At 65.3% G+C, this 22,123-nt stretch carries 28 protein-coding genes; 16 read left to right on the top strand and 12 right to left on the bottom strand.

Annotated elements, in window-relative coordinates; all coding sequences use genetic code 11:
• Positions 1 to 123 precede the first annotated feature (123 nt).
• The 6 genes from LWC34_RS24415 (at position 124) to LWC34_RS24390 (ending at position 5,202) form a co-directional block, all read left to right on the top strand.
• Positions 124 to 1,347, top strand: a complete 1,224-nt coding sequence (locus LWC34_RS24415; RefSeq protein ID WP_233727470.1) for an MFS transporter — start codon at positions 124 to 126, stop codon at positions 1,345 to 1,347.
• Positions 1,344 to 2,276 carry a DMT family transporter gene (locus LWC34_RS24410; RefSeq protein ID WP_233727469.1) on the top strand — a complete coding sequence of 311 codons (933 nt, stop codon included), beginning with the start codon at positions 1,344 to 1,346 and terminating at the stop codon, positions 2,274 to 2,276. The genes LWC34_RS24415 and LWC34_RS24410 overlap by 4 nt, the downstream gene beginning before the upstream one ends.
• Entirely contained in the window at positions 2,273 to 3,121 is an 849-nt protein-coding gene (locus LWC34_RS24405) for a bifunctional methylenetetrahydrofolate dehydrogenase/methenyltetrahydrofolate cyclohydrolase (RefSeq protein WP_233727468.1), read from the top strand. The genes LWC34_RS24410 and LWC34_RS24405 overlap by 4 nt, the downstream gene beginning before the upstream one ends.
• The gene (locus LWC34_RS24400; RefSeq protein WP_233727467.1) at positions 3,118 to 3,408 is read left to right on the top strand and encodes a DUF3017 domain-containing protein; all 291 of its coding nucleotides are present in this window, start codon (positions 3,118 to 3,120) and stop codon (positions 3,406 to 3,408) included. Before LWC34_RS24405 ends, LWC34_RS24400 begins: the two co-directional genes overlap by 4 nt.
• 146 nt (positions 3,409 to 3,554) lie before the next feature.
• Positions 3,555 to 4,118: a VanZ family protein gene (locus tag LWC34_RS24395; protein ID WP_233727466.1), complete on the top strand. Its 564-nt coding sequence runs from the start codon at positions 3,555 to 3,557 to the stop codon at positions 4,116 to 4,118.
• A gap of 94 nt (positions 4,119 to 4,212) precedes the next feature.
• Entirely contained in the window at positions 4,213 to 5,202 is a 990-nt protein-coding gene (locus LWC34_RS24390; protein WP_233728863.1) for a malate dehydrogenase, read from the top strand.
• A 54-nt stretch (positions 5,203 to 5,256) separates the two neighbouring features.
• Here LWC34_RS24390 and LWC34_RS24385 read toward each other — a convergent pair whose 3' ends face one another.
• Genes LWC34_RS24385 through LWC34_RS24370 form a run of 4 tightly spaced genes read right to left on the bottom strand, consistent with a single transcriptional unit; the run spans position 5,257 to position 9,652 of the window.
• Positions 5,257 to 6,438, bottom strand: coding sequence for a cytochrome P450 (locus tag LWC34_RS24385; protein ID WP_233727465.1), 1,182 nt, complete (start codon positions 6,436 to 6,438; stop codon positions 5,257 to 5,259).
• An 8-nt stretch (positions 6,439 to 6,446) separates the two neighbouring features.
• The gene (locus LWC34_RS24380) at positions 6,447 to 7,628 is read right to left on the bottom strand and encodes a cytochrome P450 (protein WP_233727464.1); all 1,182 of its coding nucleotides are present in this window, start codon (positions 7,626 to 7,628) and stop codon (positions 6,447 to 6,449) included.
• 60 nt (positions 7,629 to 7,688) lie between these two features.
• Entirely contained in the window at positions 7,689 to 8,966 is a 1,278-nt protein-coding gene (locus LWC34_RS24375; protein ID WP_233727463.1) for a sensor histidine kinase, read from the bottom strand.
• Positions 8,966 to 9,652 (bottom strand): response regulator transcription factor, encoded by a 687-nt coding sequence (locus tag LWC34_RS24370; RefSeq protein ID WP_233727462.1) that lies wholly within the window; start codon positions 9,650 to 9,652, stop codon positions 8,966 to 8,968. Before LWC34_RS24370 ends, LWC34_RS24375 begins: the two co-directional genes overlap by 1 nt.
• Positions 9,653 to 9,718: 66 nt before the next feature.
• On the opposite strand from LWC34_RS24370, the gene LWC34_RS24365 reads away from it, so the two are divergent.
• Entirely contained in the window at positions 9,719 to 10,534 is an 816-nt protein-coding gene (locus LWC34_RS24365; RefSeq protein WP_233727461.1) for an inositol monophosphatase family protein, read from the top strand.
• A 14-nt stretch (positions 10,535 to 10,548) separates the two neighbouring features.
• On the opposite strand, the gene LWC34_RS24360 is transcribed toward LWC34_RS24365, so the two are convergent.
• Together LWC34_RS24360 and LWC34_RS24355 are read right to left on the bottom strand one after the other, a co-directional pair.
• Positions 10,549 to 10,740, bottom strand: a complete 192-nt coding sequence (locus LWC34_RS24360; protein WP_233727460.1) for a DUF1918 domain-containing protein — start codon at positions 10,738 to 10,740, stop codon at positions 10,549 to 10,551.
• A 47-nt stretch (positions 10,741 to 10,787) separates the two neighbouring features.
• A complete protein-coding gene (locus LWC34_RS24355) occupies positions 10,788 to 11,360 on the bottom strand; it encodes an HhH-GPD-type base excision DNA repair protein (RefSeq protein ID WP_233727459.1) in 573 nt (190 codons plus the stop codon).
• On the opposite strand from LWC34_RS24355, the gene LWC34_RS24350 reads away from it, so the two are divergent.
• The 4 genes from LWC34_RS24350 to LWC34_RS24335 all read left to right on the top strand — a co-directional run bounded on the left by LWC34_RS24350 (position 11,343) and on the right by LWC34_RS24335 (position 13,120).
• Positions 11,343 to 11,606, top strand: coding sequence for a helix-turn-helix domain-containing protein (locus tag LWC34_RS24350; RefSeq protein ID WP_233727458.1), 264 nt, complete (start codon positions 11,343 to 11,345; stop codon positions 11,604 to 11,606). The genes LWC34_RS24355 and LWC34_RS24350 overlap by 18 nt on opposite strands.
• Before the next feature lie 79 nt (positions 11,607 to 11,685).
• Positions 11,686 to 11,982, top strand: coding sequence for a hypothetical protein (locus LWC34_RS24345; RefSeq protein ID WP_233727457.1), 297 nt, complete (start codon positions 11,686 to 11,688; stop codon positions 11,980 to 11,982).
• Positions 11,948 to 12,703 carry a hypothetical protein gene (locus tag LWC34_RS24340; RefSeq protein WP_233727456.1) on the top strand — a complete coding sequence of 252 codons (756 nt, stop codon included), beginning with the start codon at positions 11,948 to 11,950 and terminating at the stop codon, positions 12,701 to 12,703. The genes LWC34_RS24345 and LWC34_RS24340 overlap by 35 nt, the downstream gene beginning before the upstream one ends.
• A gap of 21 nt (positions 12,704 to 12,724) precedes the next feature.
• Positions 12,725 to 13,120, top strand: coding sequence for a hypothetical protein (locus LWC34_RS24335; RefSeq protein WP_233727455.1), 396 nt, complete (start codon positions 12,725 to 12,727; stop codon positions 13,118 to 13,120).
• 19 nt (positions 13,121 to 13,139) lie between these two features.
• Here LWC34_RS24335 and LWC34_RS24330 read toward each other — a convergent pair whose 3' ends face one another.
• The 4 genes from LWC34_RS24330 to LWC34_RS24315 all read right to left on the bottom strand — a co-directional run bounded on the left by LWC34_RS24330 (position 13,140) and on the right by LWC34_RS24315 (position 15,097).
• Positions 13,140 to 13,352, bottom strand: a complete 213-nt coding sequence (locus LWC34_RS24330; RefSeq protein WP_233727454.1) for a hypothetical protein — start codon at positions 13,350 to 13,352, stop codon at positions 13,140 to 13,142.
• Entirely contained in the window at positions 13,352 to 13,576 is a 225-nt protein-coding gene (locus tag LWC34_RS24325; protein ID WP_233727453.1) for a hypothetical protein, read from the bottom strand. The genes LWC34_RS24330 and LWC34_RS24325 overlap by 1 nt, the downstream gene beginning before the upstream one ends.
• 110 nt (positions 13,577 to 13,686) lie before the next feature.
• The gene (locus LWC34_RS24320) at positions 13,687 to 14,280 is read right to left on the bottom strand and encodes a class I SAM-dependent methyltransferase (protein ID WP_233727452.1); all 594 of its coding nucleotides are present in this window, start codon (positions 14,278 to 14,280) and stop codon (positions 13,687 to 13,689) included.
• Positions 14,281 to 14,290: 10 nt separating this feature from the next.
• Complete coding sequence (locus tag LWC34_RS24315) at positions 14,291 to 15,097, bottom strand: metal-dependent hydrolase (protein WP_233727451.1); 807 nt, start codon at positions 15,095 to 15,097, stop codon at positions 14,291 to 14,293.
• A 198-nt stretch (positions 15,098 to 15,295) separates the two neighbouring features.
• On the opposite strand from LWC34_RS24315, the gene LWC34_RS24310 reads away from it, so the two are divergent.
• The 5 genes from LWC34_RS24310 to LWC34_RS24290 all read left to right on the top strand — a co-directional run bounded on the left by LWC34_RS24310 (position 15,296) and on the right by LWC34_RS24290 (position 20,124).
• A complete protein-coding gene (locus LWC34_RS24310; RefSeq protein ID WP_233727450.1) occupies positions 15,296 to 16,042 on the top strand; it encodes a hypothetical protein in 747 nt (248 codons plus the stop codon).
• A gap of 148 nt (positions 16,043 to 16,190) precedes the next feature.
• The gene (locus LWC34_RS24305) at positions 16,191 to 17,405 is read left to right on the top strand and encodes an NADP-dependent isocitrate dehydrogenase (RefSeq protein WP_233727449.1); all 1,215 of its coding nucleotides are present in this window, start codon (positions 16,191 to 16,193) and stop codon (positions 17,403 to 17,405) included.
• A gap of 146 nt (positions 17,406 to 17,551) precedes the next feature.
• Positions 17,552 to 17,911, top strand: coding sequence for an SH3 domain-containing protein (locus LWC34_RS24300; RefSeq protein WP_233727448.1), 360 nt, complete (start codon positions 17,552 to 17,554; stop codon positions 17,909 to 17,911).
• A gap of 157 nt (positions 17,912 to 18,068) precedes the next feature.
• Positions 18,069 to 18,863: an exodeoxyribonuclease III gene (locus LWC34_RS24295; protein WP_233727447.1), complete on the top strand. Its 795-nt coding sequence runs from the start codon at positions 18,069 to 18,071 to the stop codon at positions 18,861 to 18,863.
• 133 nt (positions 18,864 to 18,996) lie between these two features.
• Positions 18,997 to 20,124 carry a hypothetical protein gene (locus LWC34_RS24290; protein WP_233727446.1) on the top strand — a complete coding sequence of 376 codons (1,128 nt, stop codon included), beginning with the start codon at positions 18,997 to 18,999 and terminating at the stop codon, positions 20,122 to 20,124.
• A gap of 160 nt (positions 20,125 to 20,284) precedes the next feature.
• On the opposite strand, the gene LWC34_RS24285 is transcribed toward LWC34_RS24290, so the two are convergent.
• Both LWC34_RS24285 and LWC34_RS24280 read right to left on the bottom strand, forming a co-directional pair.
• The gene (locus tag LWC34_RS24285; RefSeq protein WP_233727445.1) at positions 20,285 to 20,695 is read right to left on the bottom strand and encodes an RDD family protein; all 411 of its coding nucleotides are present in this window, start codon (positions 20,693 to 20,695) and stop codon (positions 20,285 to 20,287) included.
• Positions 20,692 to 22,083 (bottom strand): methionine--tRNA ligase, encoded by a 1,392-nt coding sequence (locus LWC34_RS24280; RefSeq protein WP_233727444.1) that lies wholly within the window; start codon positions 22,081 to 22,083, stop codon positions 20,692 to 20,694. Before LWC34_RS24280 ends, LWC34_RS24285 begins: the two co-directional genes overlap by 4 nt.
• Between the last annotated feature and the right edge of the window lie 40 nt (positions 22,084 to 22,123).

Here is a 22,123-nt window from a genome sequence, read left to right as displayed (position 1 = left end):
CCCATCCTCCCTTTATCGACCCCGTTCGGCACATGCGTCGCTCGCCATATGCCCAACCAGGCCCGTGACGTCCTTGAGAGTAATCGTTCGTAGATTGTCGGTGCCGCTTGAGACAGTGGGCGGGTGCTGCAGCCGTACCGCGAACTCGCCGCCGTCCCCCGCGTGCCAGGCCTGTTGACCTGGGCGACGTTGGGGCGTCTGCATATGACCGGTACCCCGTTGGCGATGTCCTTTCTCGTCGCGGGCTGGACTGGTTCGTACGCGCTCGCCGGTGTGATCGGCGCCGCTCTGCTGACTGGGCTCGGCGTCGCCGGACCGGTCCGTGGCCGCACGGCCGACCGCCGCGGCGCTGCTGGCCTGATCGTGTTCACGGGTGTCTGTTACGGCGTCGGGCTGGCGGTACTTGCGTTCATCCCTGTCTGGCTCCCTAGTTCGTGGTGGCCGTTGATGGCGGTGGCGGCGTTCACCGTAGGCCTGTTCAACCCGCCGGTCATCCCCGTCGGCCGGGCGATCTGGCCTCGGCTGCTCTCGGGATCGGCACTGAACTCCGTGTACTCGGTCGACGCGACGTTGACCGAGCTCATGTACGCCGTCGGCCCGATTCTTGCCGCCACCTTGGTCGCCGCGGTGAACCCGGAAGTGTCTCTTGTGATTTCAGGCGCACTGGCCACGATGGCCACGCTCGGGTTCGCGCGGATGCTGAAATTGGCCGGGCTTGGCGGCCCGGTGCCGACGACTCAGCACACCAAGTCGCAGCGCGCGGGGCTGTTCAACGTGCGCGGCGTTATCGCGTCGTTGGCGCTGTCGTTTTTCCTGGTCTCGGCCCTGTTGATGGTCGACATGACGATCGTGGCGTGGGCCCGCAACGTCGGTTTGCCGATCTTGGCCGGTGTGCTCGGCGCGGTCTGGGCGGTCGGATCCGCTGTCGGCGGCCTGGTCGCTGGCGGGATGACCGGGAAGCCGAACCTGACTCGTCGCGTGGTGCTAAACCTGGTCGGCGTGGCGGCCCTGGTACCTGTCTTACCCCCGGTGCACGACCCTGCTTCGCCATGGCTGATCGGCTTGGTGCTGCTGTTGGGCGGCGCCGCGATCGCGCCTGCCGTCGCAACAGCGAACGCACGGCTTGGCGAACTCGCGCCAGAAACCCGCAGAACCGAGGCCTATGGCTGGTTATCGACCGCGTCCACTGCGGGCTTCGCGTTCGCGATGCCGACGTCAGGTTTCTTACTTGACCACGGCGGTCCGTCCTTCGCGGCAGGTGGTGCGGTCGTCATGGCCGTGTTCGGCGTGCTGCTGGCGATGCGCATACCGGCGGCCAAACCCGCGCCGGTACCGGTTCTCTCGTGAGGCGATGGCCGTACGGCCTGGCCGCGGTCCTGATCGGTGTTCTGCTCTCGTCACAAGGACGGGTGAACGGCCAGTTGGGCGCGCGGCTGCAAGACGGTGTGCTCGCGGCGTTCATCTCCACGGGCTTCGGTTTGGTGGTGCTAGTCACTTCGGTAGTTCTCACGCCTGCAGGGCGACGCGGCACCGGCCGGGTCGTCGAAGCGTTGCGCAGGAGGGAACTCCGGTGGTGGCAGTGCCTCGGCGGGTTCGTCGGCGCGTACATGATCTTCACGCAGGGCGTCACGATCACCGCGCTCGGTGTGGCCGTGTTCACGGTCGCCACGGTCAGCGGACAGTTGATCAGCAGCCTGCTGGTCGACCGGGCCGGGCTTGGTCCCGCCGGGCCGCAGCCGATCACCGTGTGGCGGTTGCTTGGCGCGGCCATCGCCGCTGGCGCTGTCGTGCTCGCCCTGCGGGGGCAGTTCGACAAGCCGGAGAACGTGTGGCTGTTCGTCCTGCCCGCGATCGCCGGATTCGGGCTGGCCTGGCAAACCGCGATGAACGGCCAGGTTCGTGAGGCTTCCGGCAACGCCGTCGTGGCCGCGATGGTCAACTTCGGCGTCTCGACGGTGTTGCTGGTCGTCGCGACCGTGGTTGACGTGCTGCTTCGTGGCTGGCCAGCCGAGTTCCCGCAAGAGTGGTGGCTGTACACGGGCGGGGCGTTCGGCATCTTCGTGATCGGCATGTCGGCCGTCGCCGTACGTGCCGTTGGCGTGCTGCTGCTCAGCCTGTGCGTGGTCGCCGGGCAGCTGATCGGCGCGGTCCTGCTGGACATCGTCGTGCCCGCGCGGGACGCCCATCTCACGTTCACCGAGGTGCTCGGTGCGGTGATCACGCTGGTCGCGGTCGGCGTGGCGGCCGTGCGCACCTCTGAGAAGATGGCGGCGTGAGCGCGACGATCCTGGATGGCAAGGCGACCCGTGACGCGATCTACGAGGACCTAAAGGTGCGCGTGGCCGCACTGCGGGCCAAGGGGATCGCGCCTGGCCTGGGCACGGTGCTGATCGGTGACGACCCAGGGTCGGCGATGTACGTCCGCGGCAAGCACGCGGACTGCGCGAAGGTCGGGATCACCTCGATCCGCAAGGACCTGCCCGCGGACATCTCACCGGAAGACGCCGAGGCCGTCCTGGACGAGCTGAACGCCGACCCGGCGTGCACCGGCTACATCGTCCAGCTGCCCGTGCCGAAACACCTGGACACCGGCAGGCTGCTCGAGCGCGTCGACCCGTCGAAGGACGCCGACGGCCTGCACCCGGTCAACCTCGGCAGGCTCGTGCTGATGGAGCCCGCGCCGCTGCCGTGCACCCCGCGCGGGATCGTCGAGCTGCTCAACCGCTACCAGGTGCCGATCGCGGGCCAGAACATCACCGTCGTCGGCCGTGGCGTGACCGTCGGACGCCCGCTAGGTCTATTGCTCACCCGCCGCTCGGAGAACGCGACGGTTACGTTGTGCCACACGGGAACCAAGGATTTGGCGGCCGAGGTCATCCGTGCCGACATCGTGGTTGCCGGTGCTGGCGTGCCGCACCTGATCACGCCGGACATGGTCAAGCCCGGTGCCGCGGTGCTGGACGTTGGCGTGAGCCGGACGGAGTCCGGGATGGCCGGTGACGTGCACCCGGACGTGCGGTCCGTGGCTGGATTCCTGTCGCCGAACCCCGGTGGCATTGGCCCGATGACCAGGGCGATGCTGCTGACGAACGTGGTCGAGGCTGCTGAGGCGCAGGCGTGACCGTCGTGCCTTCCAAGTCGAAGCTTCGCGATCAATGGCCATTCGGCGTGGTGTTGTTGATCGTGGTTGTCGGGCTGGCGTTGATTGCCATGTACTACTGGCGGCGCGGGACGTCTCTGATTGGCGGGGCGCTGCTGGTGGCCGCGGCTTTGCGGCTGCTGTTGCCGGACAGCAAGGCCGGGCTGCTCGCTGTGCGGAAGCGGCGCGTGGACATCCTGTTGTACGGCGGGTTCGGGCTGCTGGTCCTCTACATCTCGGCCTCGATCATCGGCGGTCCACTGAACTGACGGAATGCCGTGAAGACCCTCACGGCATTCAAAATCAGGCCCTCACACCTGGCCGATCGGCCGAGCGGCGGCCTCGGCCAGTCGGTTGATCAACCCGGGCTCTTCGACCGAAGCCGTGGATACGGCGTTTCCATAACGTCGTATCCATGACCGCGACGCAACTGACCGCCATCCACTTCGGACTGATCGGCTTCGCTGTGATCTGGCCGATTGTGCTGCTCGTCCTGCGCGGCCGGGTGCGCCCGCTGGTGAGCGGAGCGGTCACGCTCTACGCCGCACTGGCGCTCGCGGTCGTGTTCCTGCCGCTGCCAACACCGTCAACGCCACGGCTTCGGCAGACCATTCAGCTGATCCCGTTCCAGTGGGTGCTGGACACGGTCGGTGGCGACCTCAACGCGGTGAAGCAGGTCTTCCTGAACGTCCTGTTGTTCGTGCCGCTGGGCATCTTCGCTCGCGTGCTCTGGAAGCGGACCGCGCGCCAGGCTGTCGTGCTCGGGTTCGTGGCGTCGCTCACGATTGAGGTCACGCAGCTGAGCGGCAACTTCGGCACGGCGCCGTTCGTCTACCGGATCTTCGACGTCGACGACCTGATCACGAACACCTTCGGTGCCATGCTGGGTTACCTGCTGGTGAGTGCGGTGTTGAACATCCGTGTCCCAGATCGCATGAGGGTTACATCACCGGTCCGAGACCACGCACTGCATGGTTGATAACCTGCCGGGGCTGGTCCCGGCGCTGAGACTGTGCTGGCGGTAGCTGGTCACGCCCGAGACCCCAATACTCGCTTGAGTGGATCGGAAGGCAATGACCCGCACCCCCGTCAACGTCACCGTAACCGGCGCGGCCGGCCAGATCGGCTACGCCCTGTTGTTCCGCATCGCGTCCGGACAGCTGCTCGGCCAGGACACCCCCGTGCGCCTGAAGCTGCTGGAGATCGCCCCGGCGCTCAAGGCCGCCGAGGGCACCGCGATGGAGCTGGACGACTGCGCGTTCCCGCTGCTGTCGGGCATCGACATCACCGACGACCCCAACGTGGCGTTCGACGGCGTGAACGTCGCCCTGCTGGTCGGCGCGCGGCCGCGGACCAAGGGCATGGAGCGCGGTGACCTCCTCGAGGCCAACGGCGGCATCTTCAAGCCGCAGGGTGAGGCCATCAACGCGCACGCCGCGGACGACGTGCGCGTGCTCGTGGTCGGAAACCCGGCCAACACCAACGCTTTGATCGCCCAGTCGCACGCGCCGGACGTGCCCGCTGACCGGTTCACCGCCATGACCCGGCTCGACCAGAACCGCGCGTACACGCAGCTGGCCCGCAAGCTGGGCGTGACCGTGAACGACATCCGCAAGCTCGTGATCTGGGGCAACCACTCCGCGACCCAGTACCCGGACCTGTTCCACGCCGAGGTCAACGGCAAGAACGCCGCCGAGGCCGTGAACGACCAGGCCTGGATCGAGAACGACTTCATCCCGACGGTCGCCAAGCGTGGTGCCGCGATCATCGAGGCGCGGGGCGCGTCCTCGGCCGCGTCGGCCGCCAACGCCGCGATCGACCACATCTACGACTGGGTGAACGGCACCCCGGAGGGCCAGTGGGTCTCCGCCGGTGTCGTGTCCGACGGCTCGTACGGCACCCCGGAAGGCCTGATCACGTCCTTCCCGGTGACCTCGACCGGCGGCAAGTACGAGATCGTCCAGGGCCTGGAGATCGACGCCTTCTCCCGCGCCAAGATCGACGCGAGCAACGCGGAACTCGCCGAAGAGCGTGACGCCGTGAAGGCACTGGGTTTGATCTAAAAACCCTCGTGAGTGGTTAGCCGCGTTCTAACACGGCTAACCACTCACGAGTCTTTACCAGGCCACCGGCAGTGAGTGCACGCCGTAGATGGACATGTCGTCGCGCATTGGCACCTCGTCGGCCGGGATCGCCAGCCGCAGTGTCGGGAATTCCCGCAGCAGGGTGGCGAGGCCGATCCGCATTTCGATGCGGGCCAGCTGCTGGCCGAGGCACTGGTGGATGCCGTGCCCGAAGGTCACGTGCCCGGCCGCGTTTCCCTTGAGCGACAAGCGGTCCGGGTCGATGAACCGCATCGGGTCACGGTTGGCCGCCGGCAGTGAGATCGACACCGGCTCACCCGCTTTGATCACGACCCCGTCGAGTTCCACGTCTTCGAGCGCGGTCCGTGCCGTTCCAAAGTGGACGATCGTGAGGTAGCGCAGCAGCTCCTCGACCGCGTTGTCCGTCAAACTCGGGTCGTCCCGCAGCAGCGCGAGCTGGTCGGGGTTGGTCAGCAGCGTGAAAGTCCCGAGCGCCAACATGTTCGCTGTGGTCTCGTGCCCGGCGATGAGCAACAGCAGGCCCATGTTGCTTATTTCCTCGTCGGTCAGCTCGTTGAGCTGCACGAGGCCGGTGATCAGGTCGTCGCCAGGCTGTTCCCGCTTCGTGCGCACCAGTTCGAGCATGTAGTCCTCGACCGACGCGACCGCCGCCCGCACCTCATCGATGGACGTGGTGAGCGACAGCATCTTGCTGGAATCGTGCTGGAACCGGGCGCGGTCGGCGTACGGAACGCCGAGCAGTTCGCAGATCACCAGCGACGGGATCGGCAATGCGAACTCCTGCACCAGATCCACCGGCGGGCCGTGCCTGCGCATGCCATCGATGTGCTCGTTGGTGATCTCCTGAACCCTGGGGATCAGCTCGTTCATCCGGCGCACGGTGAACTGGCCGGTCAGCAGCCGCCGGTAGCGCGTGTGCTCCGGCGCGTCCTGCGTGATGAACATCCCCGGCTTGGCTGGCTCGGTGGTCAGGTTCAGCCTGACCGGGTTCTTGCGTTTCTCGCCTTCGGCACTGAACCGCGGGTCGGCCAGGATCGCGCGGACCAGCTTGTGTGTGGTGGCAAGCCAGCCGACCGTGCCGTCGGCGAACGTCAGCCTGCTCAACGGTCCGCGGTCGTGCAGTTCCGCGGGCGGGTCGAGCGGGTTCGGCCGGGTGGTCGGAAGCATGGGGGCGTCGGGCAGTGTTTCAGTCATCGGGTACCTCACCAGGTCACAGGGAGTTCGTGGACGCCGAAGATCGCCATCTGGTCGCGCAACCGGACGTCCTGCGGCGGCGTCGCCAGCCGCAGCGTGGGGAATTCGCGCAGCAGGGTGGCGAAGCCGATGCGCATCTCGATACGGGCGAGCTGCTGGCCGAGGCATTGGTGGATGCCGTGCCCGAAGGCGACGTGACCAGTCGGGCTTCCCTTGAGCGACAGGCGATCCGGGTCGACGAACCGCATCGGGTCACGGTTGGCCGCGGACAGTGAGATCGCCACCGTCTCGCCTGCCTTGATCAGCTGGCCGTCGAGTTCGACGTCTTCCAGCGCGGCCCTTGTCGTTCCAAAGTGGATGATCGTCAGATACCTGAGCAGCTCCTCGACCGCGTTGTCGACAAGGCTGGGGTCCTCGCGCAGCAGCGCCAGCTGCTCAGGGTTGGTCAGCAACGTGAAAGTGCCGAGCCCCAACATGTTCGCCGTCGTCTCGTGCCCGGCGAGCAGCAGCAGGAAACCCATTGTGGCGATTTCCTCGTCGCTGAGCCCGTCCTCGGCGATCAGGCCGCCGAGCATGTCGTCGCTCGGCTTGACCCGCTTGGCCTTGACCAGCTGCAGCAGGTAGTCCTCGATGCTCTCGACCGCGGCCTTGACCTCTTCCTGCGTCCTGGTCAGGTCGAGCATGGTGTGGCTGTCGCGATGGAAACCCGAGCGGTCCTCGTACGGCACCCCGAGGATCTCGCAGATCACGAACGAGGGAATCGGTAACGCGTACGCCTGCACCAGATCGACCGGCGGACCGAGCTCACGCATGGCCGCGGCGTGCTCGTCGGCGACCTGCTGGATGCGTGGGATCAGCTGGTTCATCCGGCGCACGGTGAACTGGCCGGTCAGCAGCCGCCGGTAGCGGGTGTGGTCGGGTGGGTCCTGGGCGAGGAACAGCCCCGGTTTCGCTGGATCTTTGTCGTACTGGTTGCTGATCACCGACGCGTTGAGCTCGTTGCGGGTGCTGAACCGCTGGTCCGCGAGCACCGCCCTGGCCAGCTCGTGGGTGGTGACCAGCCAGCCGATCTCGCCGCGTGTGAAGGTCAGTCTGCTCAACGGGCCGCGCTCGTAGAGCTCCCTCGGCGGATCAAGGGGATTGACCCGATCCACCGGCAGCTGGGGGATCCCGGACAGGGTGTCGGTCATTCGTTCACTCCTCGGCAGTCGTCACTCTCGACGTTTCCGGGTGAACCTGACCTGTCCCTGTCACTTACCTGACGAACTGCTGACCGTCGGCAGCTCAACGGTGAATGTGCTGCCTTCACCGAGCTTCGTGGTCACGCTGATGTCGCCGCCGTGTGCCTGCACGATGCCACGCGCGATCGCCAGACCAAGCCCGGAGCCGCCAGAGCGGCTTTCCGCGCGGTAGAAGCGTTCGAAGACGCGGGCCGCCGTCTCCGGCGCCATTCCTGGCCCTTTGTCGGCGACCGACAGCCGGTTTCCGTGCACGCTGACCGTGATCGGCGTGCCGTCTGGCGTGTGCCGCAAGGCGTTGCTCATCAAGTTCCCGAGCACGTGCCGCAGCAGGGTTTCGTCGCCTTGGATGATCGTTTCGGCCGGTGCGTCCAGGGTGATCTCCCTGTCCGGCATCAACGCTGATGTGTCCGCGACGAGTTCGGCGGCGATGCGGCGGATGTCGACCGGCTCGCGGGCGAACTTCCGGTTCAGATCGAGGCGGCTCAGTTCGAGCAGCTGATCGACAAGCGAGTTCATCCGGGTGGCTTCCTTCTCGATCCGGCTCAGCGCCTTCTCGGCCAGCTCCGGTTCGCCGGACACGCGCTGCAGCTCGGCCCAGCCGCGGATCGTGGTCAGCGGCGAGCGCAGTTCGTGCGAGGCCGCGGCGAGGAACTCGAGCAGCCGCGTTTCCATGTTCCGCTGTTCGCGCAGGGATCTGTTGAGTACGTGGATGCCGAACACGGTCACCGCCACGACCGCGGCTCCGGTCGCGATCAGCTCGAACACCAGCAGCTGATGGACGGCGTCCTCGCCTGGCCCGAGACTGCCGCCGACGATCACGTACCTGAACCGCACCGGCACGCTCGTGCCTGGCAGGTTGATCGCCGCGTTCGTGCCGAGATCGAAGGTCTGCACCCGGAACTGGGTGTCCGAAGAGGACACAGTGACCGGCCGGTCGGCCCAACCGGCCGGCAGCGGGTCGGGAATCTGCGGCGCGGTGATCGTTTCCCCGGACAGCAGGTTGGCCTTCGCCGTGGTCAGCACGCGCCTGTCCTCGGTGACGACGGACGCGAAGAAGCCTTCCGGCAGTTGCTGTTCGAGCGTGACGCCTTCCACGTTGATCGGCCGGTTGCCGATGATCGGCAAGGATCGCTGCACCTCGGTGAGGGTGCGTTCGACGCGGTTGAGCGCGTACAGGTCGACGACGAACAGCGCGGCGACGTCGATGATCGCCATGGCCAGCAGGGTCAGCGAGATCAAGCCGAACAGCAACCGGCCGCGGACAGCCCGGATTCCTTTGCGCGGCATCAGGCTTCAGCGATCCGGTAGCCGAAGCCGCGGACCGTGTGGATCAACGGGCGACGGCCAGCGTCGACCTTGTGGCGCAACCGGGAGACGAGTTTCTCGACCACGCCTTCGCCGAACTCGTGCTGCCAGACGTGTTGCAGGATCTGTTCCTTCGTCATCACCTGACCGGCATTGACCATCAGGTAGCGCAACAGTTTGTACTCGGTTGGCGTCAGATCGAGCGCTTCATCGTCGCGGACAGCCTGGAATTTGGTCTCGTCGAGAACCAGGTCGGCGCAGCGCAGCACCGGCTCACCGACCCCGTTGCCGGACCTGCGCAGCAGCGCCTGCACCCTGGCCAGCAGTTCAACGACGTGAAACGGCTTGGTGACGTAGTCGTCGCCCCCGATCCGCAGCCCGGTCACGGTGTCCTCGACCGACCCGCGCGCCGTCAGGAACAGTACGGGCGGCGCGTGCCCGCGCTCGTTGAGCCTGCGGCATACGGTGAAACCGTCCATATCGGGCAGCATCACGTCCAGAATGACCATGTCAGGCCGCTCAGCCTCGACCGCGTTCAGCGCCGCGTGGCCGGAGCCAACCGTCGAGACGCGGTAACCGGCGAGGTTGAGCGTGGTGGACAACAGTTCGGTGATTCCGGGCTCGTCGTCTACCACCAGCAGGTGCTGACCATCCCCCGTATGTTGCACAACGCCTCCTTCTGGTTACGCAACGTTTAGGAGGCTAGTCCCGTTCCCGGGCGTACCGTTCAAGTCATGTCGATGATCACGTGGCCGGTGCCCGAGCCAAGCCTGCCGGACGGCGTCTACTCCCCGCTCGCCGACGCCGCACGGGCAGCCGCAGCCGCGTACGGCGCAGCAAGGGCCCGTTTCCCACGCCGAGAACTGGCCGAAGAGGTCGCAACCGGCGCGGACGGCACCCCAACCATGCGAGTCGACGCGTTGGTCGAAGCAGCGATCATCGACGTGATCGACGCGGCCCAGGTCAACCTGTTGAGTGAGGAAGCCGGCTTCGTAGACCACGGTTCGGCCGTGACCCTGGTGATCGACCCGATGGACGGATCGGCGAACGCGGCGATGGGCGTGCCGTTGTCGTGTTTCGCGGGTGCCGTGTTCCGGGATGGTGTGGCGACTGAGGCTTTGACGGTGTGGCTCGACACCGGGCGGGCGTGGTGGGCTTTGGCGGGGCAACCGACGCCGTACCAGACCTCGAGGCGGACCACTGTGGACGGTGCCTCCATCGCCATGTTGCGGCCCAAGGACAACAGTATGGATGCTTGGCTGCGGGTGGCTTCGCGGGTCGACCGGGTCCGGGTGCTGTCGACAACGTGCTTGGAGACCGCGTTGGTGGCCGAAGGCTCGATGGACGCATTCGTCGACCCAGGGTCGGACACCCATCGGATCATGGACTTGGCCGCGGCCATGGTGACCTTGCCGTCGGCTGGCGGGGTGATGTTGGACGTGCGGGGACGGCCGCTCGAGTTCGACCTTGACCTGTCTCGCCGATGGTCAGGTGTGGCGGCCGCGACCCGGCAGCTCGCCGACGACCTGGCGGAAACGGTTGTCGGCTAGCTGCTTGGGCCGGGTCAGGATCCGGTTACCCGTTCCACAACGCAGTCAGGGCCGGGGAACACCAGACCTTCGTGACCATCCGCGAATCGGACGAGATAAGGCGGCGCGCCGTTGTCGCCGCGCACTTCGATGATCTCGCCATGCTTGTCGGCAAGGCCCACATTCTTGCCGTGGACGAGAAGCCGGTCACCCACCGTCGCTTGCATGGTTCTCACCTCCGGTCATCCAGAGTAAAACCGGACACAAGAGGTAGTCACGACTTGGCGGCGGCCTTTGCTGCCTTCTTGAACGAGCGGACTTCCTGCAGTGAGGTGTCGTCGGTGACGTCGGCGATCGACCGGCGCGACCCCTCCTCGCCATACGCGCCAGCGGCCTCGCGCCACCCCTCAGCCTTCAACCCGAACTGCTTGCCAAGCAGCGCAAGGAAGATCTTGGCCTTCTGCTCGCCATAACCCGGCAACGCCTTGAGCCGCTTGAGGATCTCCGGGCCGTCCGGCTTACCCTGCTTCCAGATCCGGTCGGCCTTGCCGTCATACGTCTCGACAATGAACTGGCACAAGGCTTGCACCCGTTTCGCCATCGATCCGCCGTACCGGTGGATGGCTGGTGGCGTGGTCGCCAGGGTCGCGAACGCTTCCGGGTCGTACTCGGCGATCTCGTGCACGTCGAGTTTGCCGAGCCGGTCGACGAGTTTCTGCGGCCCCTTGAACGCCACCTCCATGGCGATCTGCTGGTCGAGCAGCATGCCGATCAGCAACGCGAGCGGCTCCTTGGCCAGCAGCGCGTCGGCTTCCGGGTCCCCAGCGAGGTGCAGCGTGCGCGTCATGGCCGCAATCGTGACACATCCGGGTGTTTTCCTCTTCGCGGCATCGCGTTCGAGCTAGGCGCCGAAGTACGGGCCCAGCGTGAACAACGTGGCTGGTCGCAGACGGAACTGGCAAACCGTGTAGGCATGACACAGTCCGCGCTGGCGCGATTCGAGGCGGGCGGCACGGTGCCGACATTGCCGGTGCTTGAGCGAATCGCTGTTGCCTTGGACATGCGGCTATCCGTTGAGTTCAAGTCCGTTTGACTACTGCTGGTGGATCGACTGGTCGCCAGTTGAGCTCGCCCTGGTACCCAAGTAGCATTGGGTACCGGAGGTGGTGCACGTGGCGAGTCCGTCGTCCCCGGTCAAGGTCGATCAAGAGACCCACGCCTTGATCGCGCACGGAGCCACCGCATTGCGGATGTCGCAGAAGGACCTGCTCGCGGCCGCAGTCCGGGAGTATTTAGGTGCGCGACGACACGAGATCAATGCCGCGTTGCGTCGCACCATGCAGGCGCTCGACGGCACGGATGTGAGTCGCGTGGCATTGCTGACCGGCATATCCAGGGAGCGGCTCGACGAACTTGGTGGTGTTCCCGAAGCCGATGACCGTCCGCCCGACACTCCGATGTCTTCGTGACGATCTGCTGCTGCGCGTTCCGTCAATCGACGTACCGTTGGACGAGGTCGATCATCCGCTTGTCAGTAAAGCGAACGAACAGTTCGCGGGACCGATCGGCAGTCGCGAAAGGATTCGTTCGATCGACGACGTCGTCCTGTTCAAGGTCAAAGTGCAACGGTGGCGTGGTGCGGTCCATGACGTCGGCGAGCCCAGTTGGCTTGTCGCGGCGGGGATAAGGCAGGAAGGCAGTCGAAACGACTTCTACGAGGCGTTCGCGACTGCTGCGAGAGCCTCCAGAGCCCGCCGGAACGCGGAATCTGGTGTCGTTTCTGCGACTCAGACTTCTTGTCAGGACTGGCTGGCGAACGACGACGATTTCGATCGGTATCGGGCCGAGGCCGCGATCCGGATGGTCCGTGATCTCCGGGTCGTTGTGCGTCGGCTGGTCTGTGCGTCATTGCTTGACGGCAAGGAACACGTCGCTGAGATCCCGGGCGCGGTACTCGGCATCGTCGTGCAGGCTAGCGATGATCACGCCACATACGTGGCACTGAGGATCGTTGGTTCGATTCCACACGGCTTGCTCGTGCTGACTCTCGAGCTTGTGCCTGGGTGTGACAAGTTCGGCTGGTATCCCGAATTCGCGATGCCGGATCGACCGCTCGCACCTGGCGAGCAGGTGTATTCGAACTGCATGGATCCGCTTGCGGCGGCGCGTCTGCTTGAGGACGCGGACTGATCACTTTGTGGGCAGGGGAATATGACCGGCGGCGTGGTCGGGAACCGGTGGGAGGACGAGGCACGGGCCTTGTCCGGATGTGTCGGGTACTTCATTGAACGGGTTACGGTCGTCGCGTTCGGGGATGAGGACTCGATGGAAGTCGCCCTGATGTCCACTCGTGGCACGGGCAAACCTGACGTGATCATCTCGATGTCCGGCATCTATTCCCTGGCCATGACGAAGCCACGTGAGCTGGGCCCCGGCTTCGTCGACGAGATCTCGCTGACCCACCTGCCGCCGTCACCCGAGTCTTGGGCGATCGCCAAGTGCCAGGGCGTTGATCATGAACTGGTCTGGGTACGCATTGTCGGCCCGACTGAAGTGGACGTTGTCGCGTCGATCGTCCAGGTGTACGAAGCGAGCCCGCCGCGGTGAAGACGCGGCGGGCCAGGTCTCAGACCGGGTCGGCCATCTCGTAGAGCCCCCACCTGCCGTCGCCCAGTCGCTTGCACTCGCCGACCGGGGTCTGGTGCGCTTGGCACTCGGCCAGCGTGGGGTACACGCCGACGAGGAACTTCGGTGGTTTGCAGCAGGCCGCAGCCGTTCCTGACGGCACCAAAGCGAGTGCGCCTGCGGCTACCACGGCCGCCATCACCGTACGGATCATCAGTTGCTCACCCACAATTCCCACAGGCCCGTGTTTGAGTTCCACTTGCACGATGACGTGATGTCGAACGGCCGGGCCGCTTCACACTGTGCGCGGGTCGGGAATTCGCCTTCGAGGGACTTTCCCGGCGGGCAACAAGCTGGGGCGGCGGTCGCGATGCCGACGGGCAGCACGGCGAGCGCGCCTGCCGCGGCGGCTGTCGCGGCCAGAATTCTGAGCTTCATCGGGTCCTTCCTTTCTCAGCAGGAGGAACTCCGATCGTCGGAGAACTGGCACGCCAGGCACAGGGCGCCTGTTCTCATATCGGCCGGGATGATTTCCCGGCAATCTGGGGTCAACTCGCGGCGTACACCAGGAACACCACACGCGACGAAACCTCAAGCCGATGCGCGACCACGTCGGAAAACCCCGCGTGCACCGCGATGGCCGCGGCTTCGTCCACCGACGCTGGCAACGGAATGTCTGTTGCCAGCAAAGAAGCGAACGCGGGCGACGGCGTGAAAGTCGATGCCAGCGGCATGCTGAAGGCCAACAGGCCAGAGGGTTTCAAAACGCGCTGCCAGTCTTTCAATGCCGATGCGCCAAGGAAGTGCAAAGAGGACGCGCACACGACCAGATCCGTGCTCGCGGCTGGAACGGGCGCGGGTACGGCAGGTCCGACATGCCAGGTGATCGCGCGCAACGGGTCTTGAACGGCGGCTTTCACCTTCGCGCGGTCGATCATCTTCGGCGACAGGTCCAGGGCGACTACTGAGCGTGCACCCAGGTGTTGCACGGCCGCGAAAGCCGCGGCACCTGTTCCGGTTGCGACGTCGAGGACCAAACCGGGTTGTGGGGCATCGGCCACTCCGCCCACCAACTTCTCTGCCACCACTTGGTGGAAAAGGTCGTCGTCGTACCCGGCCGCGAGCTCGTCGAACACGTTCACTCGGCGGATTCTAACTAGGCAGGAAGGTGAATCCCCACAACGACGGAATGGCTCCTGCCTGCTGTAACGCCGCCAGCGACAGCCACACCGAGACGACCGTGACCAGCGGCCCGATCACCGCCATCTCCACCTTTCCGCCGGTTCGCATTCGCAGGATCTTCGGCGGCGCCACCGGGTACCACGTCTTTCCGCCGAGCGGGATCGGCCACAGCATTGGGCAACCCTGCTCGGTGATCGCGTCGCCGATGTAGTGCGCGATGCAGCCGATTCCCACTGCCACACCACAAGCAGCCGCGTTGGCCGAGGTTTGCTCTGTCCACAACAGACATAACGCCGTCACGCCGGCGGAGGTCAGCGTGATCACCAAAGCGTCTTTACGGGGATGCCACTTGTGCAGGATTCCGCGGACCGCGAGGCCCGCGAACATGAACATCAGGACCGGCAACGCCCATTTCTCGCTGGTTTGCACGACTGCCGTAGTGCCGATCGCGGCCAGCACCGCGAAGACGAGCGTGTGTGTCAGGCCTCGGTGTCCGCCGTCGCGGTTGGAGTCACGTTTGGTTCTGGTCAGCCGGTACACGCCGTGGCTCAGCGCGTTGATTCCGTTGGACAGGCCTTGGCTGATCGAGCCGAACGTCCTGGACACCGTTGACCCCGGGTGATCCAGGTCGGGTAACAGCGCCGCGCCCGTCGCCAGCACCGCTCCGACGACCCATGCACGTGGGCTGAGCTGGCCGATCGAATGATCCGTCGCCAGCGCTGTCGTCGCTGACCACGCCAATAAGCCACTCATCGCATGCGTCGGCCCAGTCGCCATCGTCGGAACTCCCCCTCAAGATCACCTTTCCGCAGGATAGCCGTTTTTCGCCGCTGACCTGGGGATCCTTTGTGGACGGTGTCGCCGGTCGGATAACGGCTGGTTAACGGACAGGTCACTAGTCCGCATGGAGCAGTTGCTTACTCCGCTCCCTGACGATGATCCCTGTGCCTGGGACTGTCCGAAGGAGACATTCACATGGAGCGCAACGTCCGTCGCGCGCTGATCGCACTCGCCGTTTCATTCGGCGTCTCGCTCAGCAGCGCCTCCATCGCGATCGCGGCCCAGCCTCCCGGCGCGCCGCAGTCTGGTGACCCGCGGGCGACTGCCGTCGCCGGTAACGTCACGACCTGCGCCCAAGCGGGTCTTGCTGGTGTAACGATCCAGGTGACCTCGAATGTCACCGGGAACACCTATATCGACATCACCGCCATTCCGGCCGGGTACGAGGTGACCGGCGTGATCGTCAAGGGCGGCCCGGCGTACAACAAGTACCTGCCAGGCGCCTTGGGCTCGCTGCCGTGGAACGACTTGCACTCGCCCCTCGTGCCGAGCGGGAAGCCCGCGGAGATCAGTCACTGGTTCGTGTGCGGCAAGAAGAAGACGACCACGACCACGACCACGACTACGACAAAGACAACGACGAAGACCACGACAACCAAGACCACGACGAAGACGACCACACCGCCGACCTCGACGAGTACCAGCACGAGCACGAGTACTACGAGTACGAGTACTGGTTCCAGCTCGAGTTCGAGCAGCTCCACGCCGGTCACGACTTCGTCGAGCGTGCCCGCGGTCGTCGAAGCGTCTGACAACACGTCCGGTAAATCCGGGTTGGCGTACACCGGCTTCAGCGGTGGCGCGTACGTGCTGCTCGGCGCACTGTTGCTGATCGGAGGTGTCGCGGCGCTGATGTTGGCGAGGGCCCGTCGACGCAGCTGAACCGACGCAGCCTGCGTTCCTCTCCCGTGCAGTCATACGATCCTGGCCAAGTGATGGCCGCGACACGGCCAGGACAAGCTACCAGTACGCTTGTACCGTTAACTGCAGACTCAAAGACGAGAACATCCCGGGAGAGGAACCCAGGCAGATGGCCAAGATCAAGGTCCAGGGGACGGTCGTCGAGCTCGACGGCGACGAGATGACCCGCATCATCTGGCAGTTCATCAAGGACAAGCTGATCCACCCGTACCTGGACATCAACCTGGACTACTACGACCTGGGCATCGAGCACCGGGACGCCACCGACGACCAGGTCACGGTCGACGCGGCGAACGCCATCGCGCGTCACGGCGTCGGCGTCAAGTGCGCCACCATCACGCCGGACGAGGCGCGGGTCGAGGAGTTCGGCCTGAAGAAGATGTGGCGCAGCCCGAACGGGACCATCCGCAACATCCTCGGCGGCGTGATCTTCCGTGAACCGATCGTCATCTCCAACATCCCCCGGCTCGTGCCCGGCTGGACGAAGCCGATCATCATCGGCCGTCACGCGCACGGCGACCAGTACAAGGCCACCGACTTCAAGGTGCCCGGCCCCGGCACGCTGACCGTCACCTACACCCCGGCCGACGGCGGCGAGGCGATGGAGTTCGAGGTCGCGAACTTCCCCGAGGGCGGCGGCGTCGCGCTGTCGATGTACAACTACCGCAAGTCGATCGAGGACTTCGCGCGCGCCTCACTGCGCTACGGCCTCGAGCGCCAGTTCCCGGTCTACATGTCCACCAAGAACACGATCCTCAAGGCCTACGACGGCATGTTCAAGGACGTGTTCCAGGAGATCTACGAGGCCGAGTTCAAGGCCGACTTCGACGCCAAGGGCCTGACCTACGAGCACCGGCTGATCGACGACATGGTCGCGGCCGCGCTGAAGTGGGAAGGCGGCTACGTCTGGGCCTGCAAGAACTACGACGGTGACGTGCAGTCCGACACGGTCGCGCAGGGCTTCGGCTCGCTCGGCCTGATGACCTCGGTGCTGATGACGCCGGACGGCAAGGTCGAGGCCGAGGCCGCGCACGGCACGGTCACCCGGCACTACCGCCAGCACCAGGCTGGCAAGCCGACCTCGACCAACCCGATCGCGTCGATCTACGCGTGGACCCGTGGCCTTGACGCGCGGGCCAAGCAGGACAGCACGCCGGAGGTCGCCGGCTTCGCGCACGCGCTGGAGCAGGTCGTCATCGAGACCGTCGAGAGCGGCAAGATGACCAAGGACCTCGCCCTGCTCGTCGGCCCTGACCAGGCATGGCAGACCACCGAGGAGTTCCTGGCCACCCTGGACGAGAACCTGCAGCGCAAGATGGCTTAAGGTTCGCACTTGGAACGACCCCCATGGGCCTGCCCATGGGGGGCGCACCAGGGCATAATCACCGTGGGTGGTTGATCGCTGACTCGGGTGGTCTTCACGCTCAGTGGTTCTGTCAAGACTGTGAGTTGCGTTATACGTATCTCATGGTGACGAAATTGTGGGCCAGGGCGAGAGAGGTGATCGTGTTGGCACCGAAGCGGACACTGATCGTGGTCGCGGTGCTGGTCGGGGTCGTCATCTTGTACGTGCTTGGCAGCGAGAAACAGCAAAACGGCGGTGCGAACAACGCGAACGCGCCGGCGACGACGGCGTGCCGGGTCGCGGTGACCGCGGATGTGCTGAACGTGCGCGCGCTTCCGGACGGGAAGTCCCCGATTGTCGGCAAGTTCCGGCTCAAGGCCGAGGCCGACGCGGAGAAGACCGTGCAGAACGGCTTCCGCAAGCTTTCCGAAGGCCGCTGGGTGTCCAACGAGTACGTCCAACCACTGCCGGGCCGCGACTGTTGACTTGGTCGCGCCGGGCATTTACGCCACGCAACACGCCCGATACCGCCCCTGTCACAGCGTGCGCCGAGCACTGCGCGGTGTCGGCTGCGCGGGGCGGGGCGGAAATGGCTGGCTTTGGCGACCAAGTCCGCCGAGCGGAGCGAGGCAATCAGACACTGTGATTATTTCCTCGATAAACGTAAACGGGCTGAGGGCCGCTGCTCGCAAGGGTTTCACCGAGTGGCTGGATTCGACCGAGGCTGATGTGGTGTGCCTGCAAGAAGTTCGGGCCACCATGGACCAGCTGCCGCCCGAAGTCCGTGCGCCCAAAGGCTGGTTCGCCACGCACGCGCCAGCGGCCATGAAAGGCCGCGCGGGCGTGGCGGTGTACAGCCGTTTGGAACCTGACGCGGTCCGGATCGGTTTCGGCGCAGCGGAATTCGAAGACAGCGGCCGGTATGTCGAAGTCGCGCTGCCCGGAATCGTTGTCGGCAGTGTGTATGTGCCCAGCGGTGACGTGGGAACTGAGCGCCAGCTTGAGAAGGAACGCTTTATGGAAGCGTTCCTGCCGTATCTCGCCGAGTTGCGTGACAAAGCCGCAGCGGCCGGTGACGAGGTTCTTGTCGCCGGTGACTGGAATATCGCGCACCAGCAGGCGGATTTGAAGAACTGGAAGGGCAATCAGAAGTCCTCTGGTTTCCTGCCCGAAGAACGCGCCTGGTTGAGCCAGATCTTCGACGAGGTCGGCTATGTCGATGTCGTGCGTGCGCTGCATCCGGAAGGCCCTGGGCCGTATACGTGGTGGAGCTACCGCGGCAAGGCTTTCGACAACGACTCAGGCTGGCGGATCGACCTGCACATCACGACTCCCGGCCTTGCGTCGCGCGCGACAAATGCTGTCGTCGAACGCGCTGCGACGTATGACGAGCGCTGGTCCGACCACGCGCCGGTGACGGTCACGTTCGCGGACTGATCGCTGTAGTACGCTGCCCGGGGCTGTGGGCAGGAACATCAACCGGCCCACCACCGGAAGTTCCCACAAGGCTGATCAGTGTGGCGCGCAAGCGATCTGACGATGTTGGCGAACATGAAGTGGAGGACCGCTCGTGAGTGTCCAGCCGGACATCACCTCGGTAGCGACCCGGCCTGCGCCGAAACACAAGGCGAAGCTGGAATCCTTACGCTCCCAAGCCGACAAGATCCGCTATGCGTGCGAACAGGTTCCGCAGCCGACGACCGCCGCGGTGCGCGCTTGGTTGGCGCTGTACAAGGTTCGGCCTGATCGGTCGCATTTGTCCAGCGTGGTCAGCGCTTGGCGCAAGCAGAATGGCATCGGGTCAACGGGAGAGCTGATCAAGTTGACGCCGGAGATGATCGCCGAACTGGACGCCATCACAACCGACACGCCCGCGCCGCAACTGGCACCCGCGGTCGGCAAGCCCGAAGAGACACAGGTACTGGCCCCGGTTCGCAAACCGCAAGAGACCCCGCAGACGGTCCCAGTTGAGCAGCCAGTCGCGATTCAGAAACCGTCCGCGGCACCAGACAAGCCGCAGAAACGCTTCAGTACCTGGGTTTTCCTCCTCGGCGCGCTCGTCGGCCTCGTCGTCTCCGTCGACACCAGCTGGCGCTTCTTCGGTGACAAACTCGGCGTCACCAACGTCCCTGAGCGCATCGCGATGTTCGCGGGCATGGAAATCGTGCTGGTCGCGTGCGGTATCGCGATGTTCGAAGGTGTACGGCGCCGTGGCGGCACGCCAGGCCCCGCACGCTGGCTGGCCTGGGCACTCTGTGGCGCATCGGCCTACGCGGCCCTCGTCCTCTCTGGCCCCTTCCTCGGTGCTGCTCGGGTGATCTTCGGGCCGGTGCTGTCCGTGGTCGCGTTGCACTTCGCGCTGGGTGTGGAGTTGCGGGCCCGTGGCTATCAGCGCACGGGTACCCTCGCCCGGATCGGCCGTGAACTGCGGGAACGGTTCCTCTCACGCTTTGGCCTCGCCGATGACGACCGTGACGCCCTGACTCGCACACGTGACCGTGCCGCACGGCGGGTCGCGAGGTTGGCGTTGGCGCCGAAATGGACGCTGTTGCGCAAGTCCCGGCTGGACCGGAACATGCGCAAATCCAACGTCGCCCACGATGCTGACGCGCGTGACCGGATGCTTGCCGAATTGGCCGCGATCCGGCACGCCAGGGACCTCAGGACCCTCGACCAGCAATCACCCTGGCAGGGCTAGGGCGTGTTTCAAATGCCCGATCGCGATAGCCAGGCCGGATGCGGCCCCTGACGCCACCGCGGCAACGCCCAAAGACAACCAGTATTCGCGGCGTCACCGCGGCGTCGCCAGGAACCACCCCGATCCTGCCTCTCATCGACCGGGACATTCGAAACACGCCCTAGGGCACCAGCGCGGCGGCGACGCGGAGTGCGCCGAACAACCAGTCTCCGATGAGCGCGCGCAGCTGCGGCGGTTCCCCGCTGTAGCGCTCGACTACGCGCAGTGCGGTGATGGCCTTGCCGATCGTGGCCTGCGTGGCGCGCTGGACGAAGATCCGGTCGAGGATCGACAGCGCGAAGAAGCCGCCGATCCAGACCACCAGGAACATCGGGCTGCTCAGGTCCAGTGCGTAGGCGATTCCAAACGGCACACCGGCGTGCACGACGAGGTCGATCGCGAAGGACACCACCTGCCGGATTCCCGTCGGTGACGGGAATCGTGGATCCGCGTGGGCGCCGGTCGGCGTGATGGCTACGGTTTCACGCAGGTCACGGCGCCGCACGGAGATCACTTCGGCAGTCCAGCTCATGTCGCAGATGATGCCTGAGCCGTTTCCTTCCTGTCCGCCAATCGTGGGAACGCTCTCGATTCGTTAAGCACACGGTCCGCGCCGGAGGGCAGAAATGGCGCCAGTTCGTGCGCGATCGTCCGGCACGCGCCACCGAGTCGTGCCAGAACTTCGTCACGCTCTGGGCCGGAAAGTTCCCATGGTCGGGTTGTTTCTATCAACCGGTTGGCCTCGTCGACCGCGGCCACGATAGCCGCTGTTGCTGCTCTGAAATCGAAATCGTGCAGTGCGGCGTCTACTTTGGACGCGAGGTCGATCGACGGTCCGGTTGGGATCGAACCGCCCGCCAGGCCACGGACCCGGTTGAACAGGTTGCCGACTCCGTTGGCCAGATCACCGTCCGACCGGTCGACCAGCCTTTCCTCGGTGAAGTCCGTGTCGCCGAGTTTTGCCGGTTCGCGCAACAGCCACCAGCGGACCGCGTCGACGCCGTACTTGTCGATCAAGTCCACAGGGGACACTCGGACGCCCGAGCTTTTCGAGATCTTGGCGCCGTGCGAGGTCAGGTACTCGTGTACGAAGATCGTCTTCGGGAGTGGCAATCCCGCCGACAGCAGCAAAGCGGGCCAGTAGACCGCGTGGAACCGGATGATCCCCTTGCCGATCACGTGCACCTGCTCGCCGTCTCGCCACCACTGGTCGAACGAATCGCCAAGCGTGGTGATGTAGTTGGCCAAGGCGTCCCACCAGACGTAGATCACCTGCGACGGGTCGCCGGGCACCGGGATGCCCCAGCCGTTCGACCTGGCCGCTGGCCGGGACACGCTGATGTCCGACAAACCCGACCGGACAAAGGACAGCACTTCGTTACGGCGTGCTTCCGGCTCGATCCGGATGTCGTGCTCAAGCGCGTGCAGAATCTGGTCCTGGTACTTCGACAGCCGGAAGAACCAGTTCTCCTCGGTGACGATCTCCGCCTTGGTTCCGTGCTCGGGACAGTAGGGCTCGGTCACGAAAGCCTCGCAGCCCGAGCAGTAATAGCCCGTATAGGACTTACGGTAGAAGTCGCCGCGCTCGGCGGAAGCTCGCCATAGTTTCTCGACGCCCGCGAAGTGCCGCGGGTCCGAGCTCGTGCTGACGAAGTCGTCGTACGACAGGTCCAGCGGCTCGCGCAGTGCCGCGAACCGGGCGGCGTTTCCTTTCACGAAGTCGTGCACGTCGACCCTGGCCGCACGGGCCGCGGTGACGTTCTTGAACGCGTTGTCGTCGGTGCCGGTCTGGAATCTGACCTGCTCACCACGTAGTCGGCGATGCCTGGCGAGCACGTCTGCCTGGACCAACTCCAGCGCGTACCCGATGTGTGGTTCGGCGTTGACGTACGCGATCGATGTGGCGACGTAGAAGTTCATCGCGGTCCTCCCTGCTGGATGATCATCAGCGGGGACCTGC

It is taken from the genome of Kibdelosporangium philippinense (assembly GCF_021390435.2).
GTDB lineage: Bacteria > Actinomycetota > Actinomycetes > Mycobacteriales > Pseudonocardiaceae > Kibdelosporangium > Kibdelosporangium philippinense.
Note: the sequence above shows the minus strand (reverse complement) of the source record. Positions and strands in the feature narration are given on the sequence as shown.

Excerpts from the sequence above, each read along its gene's own strand:
- LWC34_RS24395 (WP_233727466.1), top strand. The coding sequence starts at position 3,555 with ATGACCGCGACGCAACTGACCGCCATCCACTTCGGACTGATCGGCTTC.
- LWC34_RS24390 (WP_233728863.1), top strand. The coding sequence starts at position 4,213 with ATGACCCGCACCCCCGTCAACGTCACCGTAACCGGCGCGGCCGGCCAG.
- LWC34_RS24385 (WP_233727465.1), bottom strand. The coding sequence starts at position 6,438 with ATGACTGAAACACTGCCCGACGCCCCCATGCTTCCGACCACCCGGCCG.
- LWC34_RS24380 (WP_233727464.1), bottom strand. The coding sequence starts at position 7,628 with ATGACCGACACCCTGTCCGGGATCCCCCAGCTGCCGGTGGATCGGGTC.
- LWC34_RS24375 (WP_233727463.1), bottom strand. The coding sequence starts at position 8,966 with ATGCCGCGCAAAGGAATCCGGGCTGTCCGCGGCCGGTTGCTGTTCGGC.
- LWC34_RS24365 (WP_233727461.1), top strand. The coding sequence starts at position 9,719 with ATGTCGATGATCACGTGGCCGGTGCCCGAGCCAAGCCTGCCGGACGGC.
- LWC34_RS24360 (WP_233727460.1), bottom strand. The coding sequence starts at position 10,740 with ATGCAAGCGACGGTGGGTGACCGGCTTCTCGTCCACGGCAAGAATGTG.
- LWC34_RS24355 (WP_233727459.1), bottom strand. The coding sequence starts at position 11,360 with ATGACGCGCACGCTGCACCTCGCTGGGGACCCGGAAGCCGACGCGCTG.
- LWC34_RS24340 (WP_233727456.1), top strand. The coding sequence starts at position 11,948 with ATGACCGTCCGCCCGACACTCCGATGTCTTCGTGACGATCTGCTGCTG.
- LWC34_RS24335 (WP_233727455.1), top strand. The coding sequence starts at position 12,725 with ATGACCGGCGGCGTGGTCGGGAACCGGTGGGAGGACGAGGCACGGGCC.
- LWC34_RS24330 (WP_233727454.1), bottom strand. The coding sequence starts at position 13,352 with ATGATCCGTACGGTGATGGCGGCCGTGGTAGCCGCAGGCGCACTCGCT.
- LWC34_RS24325 (WP_233727453.1), bottom strand. The coding sequence starts at position 13,576 with ATGAAGCTCAGAATTCTGGCCGCGACAGCCGCCGCGGCAGGCGCGCTC.
- LWC34_RS24315 (WP_233727451.1), bottom strand. The coding sequence starts at position 15,097 with ATGGCGACTGGGCCGACGCATGCGATGAGTGGCTTATTGGCGTGGTCA.
- LWC34_RS24310 (WP_233727450.1), top strand. The coding sequence starts at position 15,296 with ATGGAGCGCAACGTCCGTCGCGCGCTGATCGCACTCGCCGTTTCATTC.
- LWC34_RS24305 (WP_233727449.1), top strand. The coding sequence starts at position 16,191 with ATGGCCAAGATCAAGGTCCAGGGGACGGTCGTCGAGCTCGACGGCGAC.
- LWC34_RS24285 (WP_233727445.1), bottom strand. The coding sequence starts at position 20,695 with ATGAGCTGGACTGCCGAAGTGATCTCCGTGCGGCGCCGTGACCTGCGT.
- LWC34_RS24280 (WP_233727444.1), bottom strand. The coding sequence starts at position 22,083 with ATGAACTTCTACGTCGCCACATCGATCGCGTACGTCAACGCCGAACCA.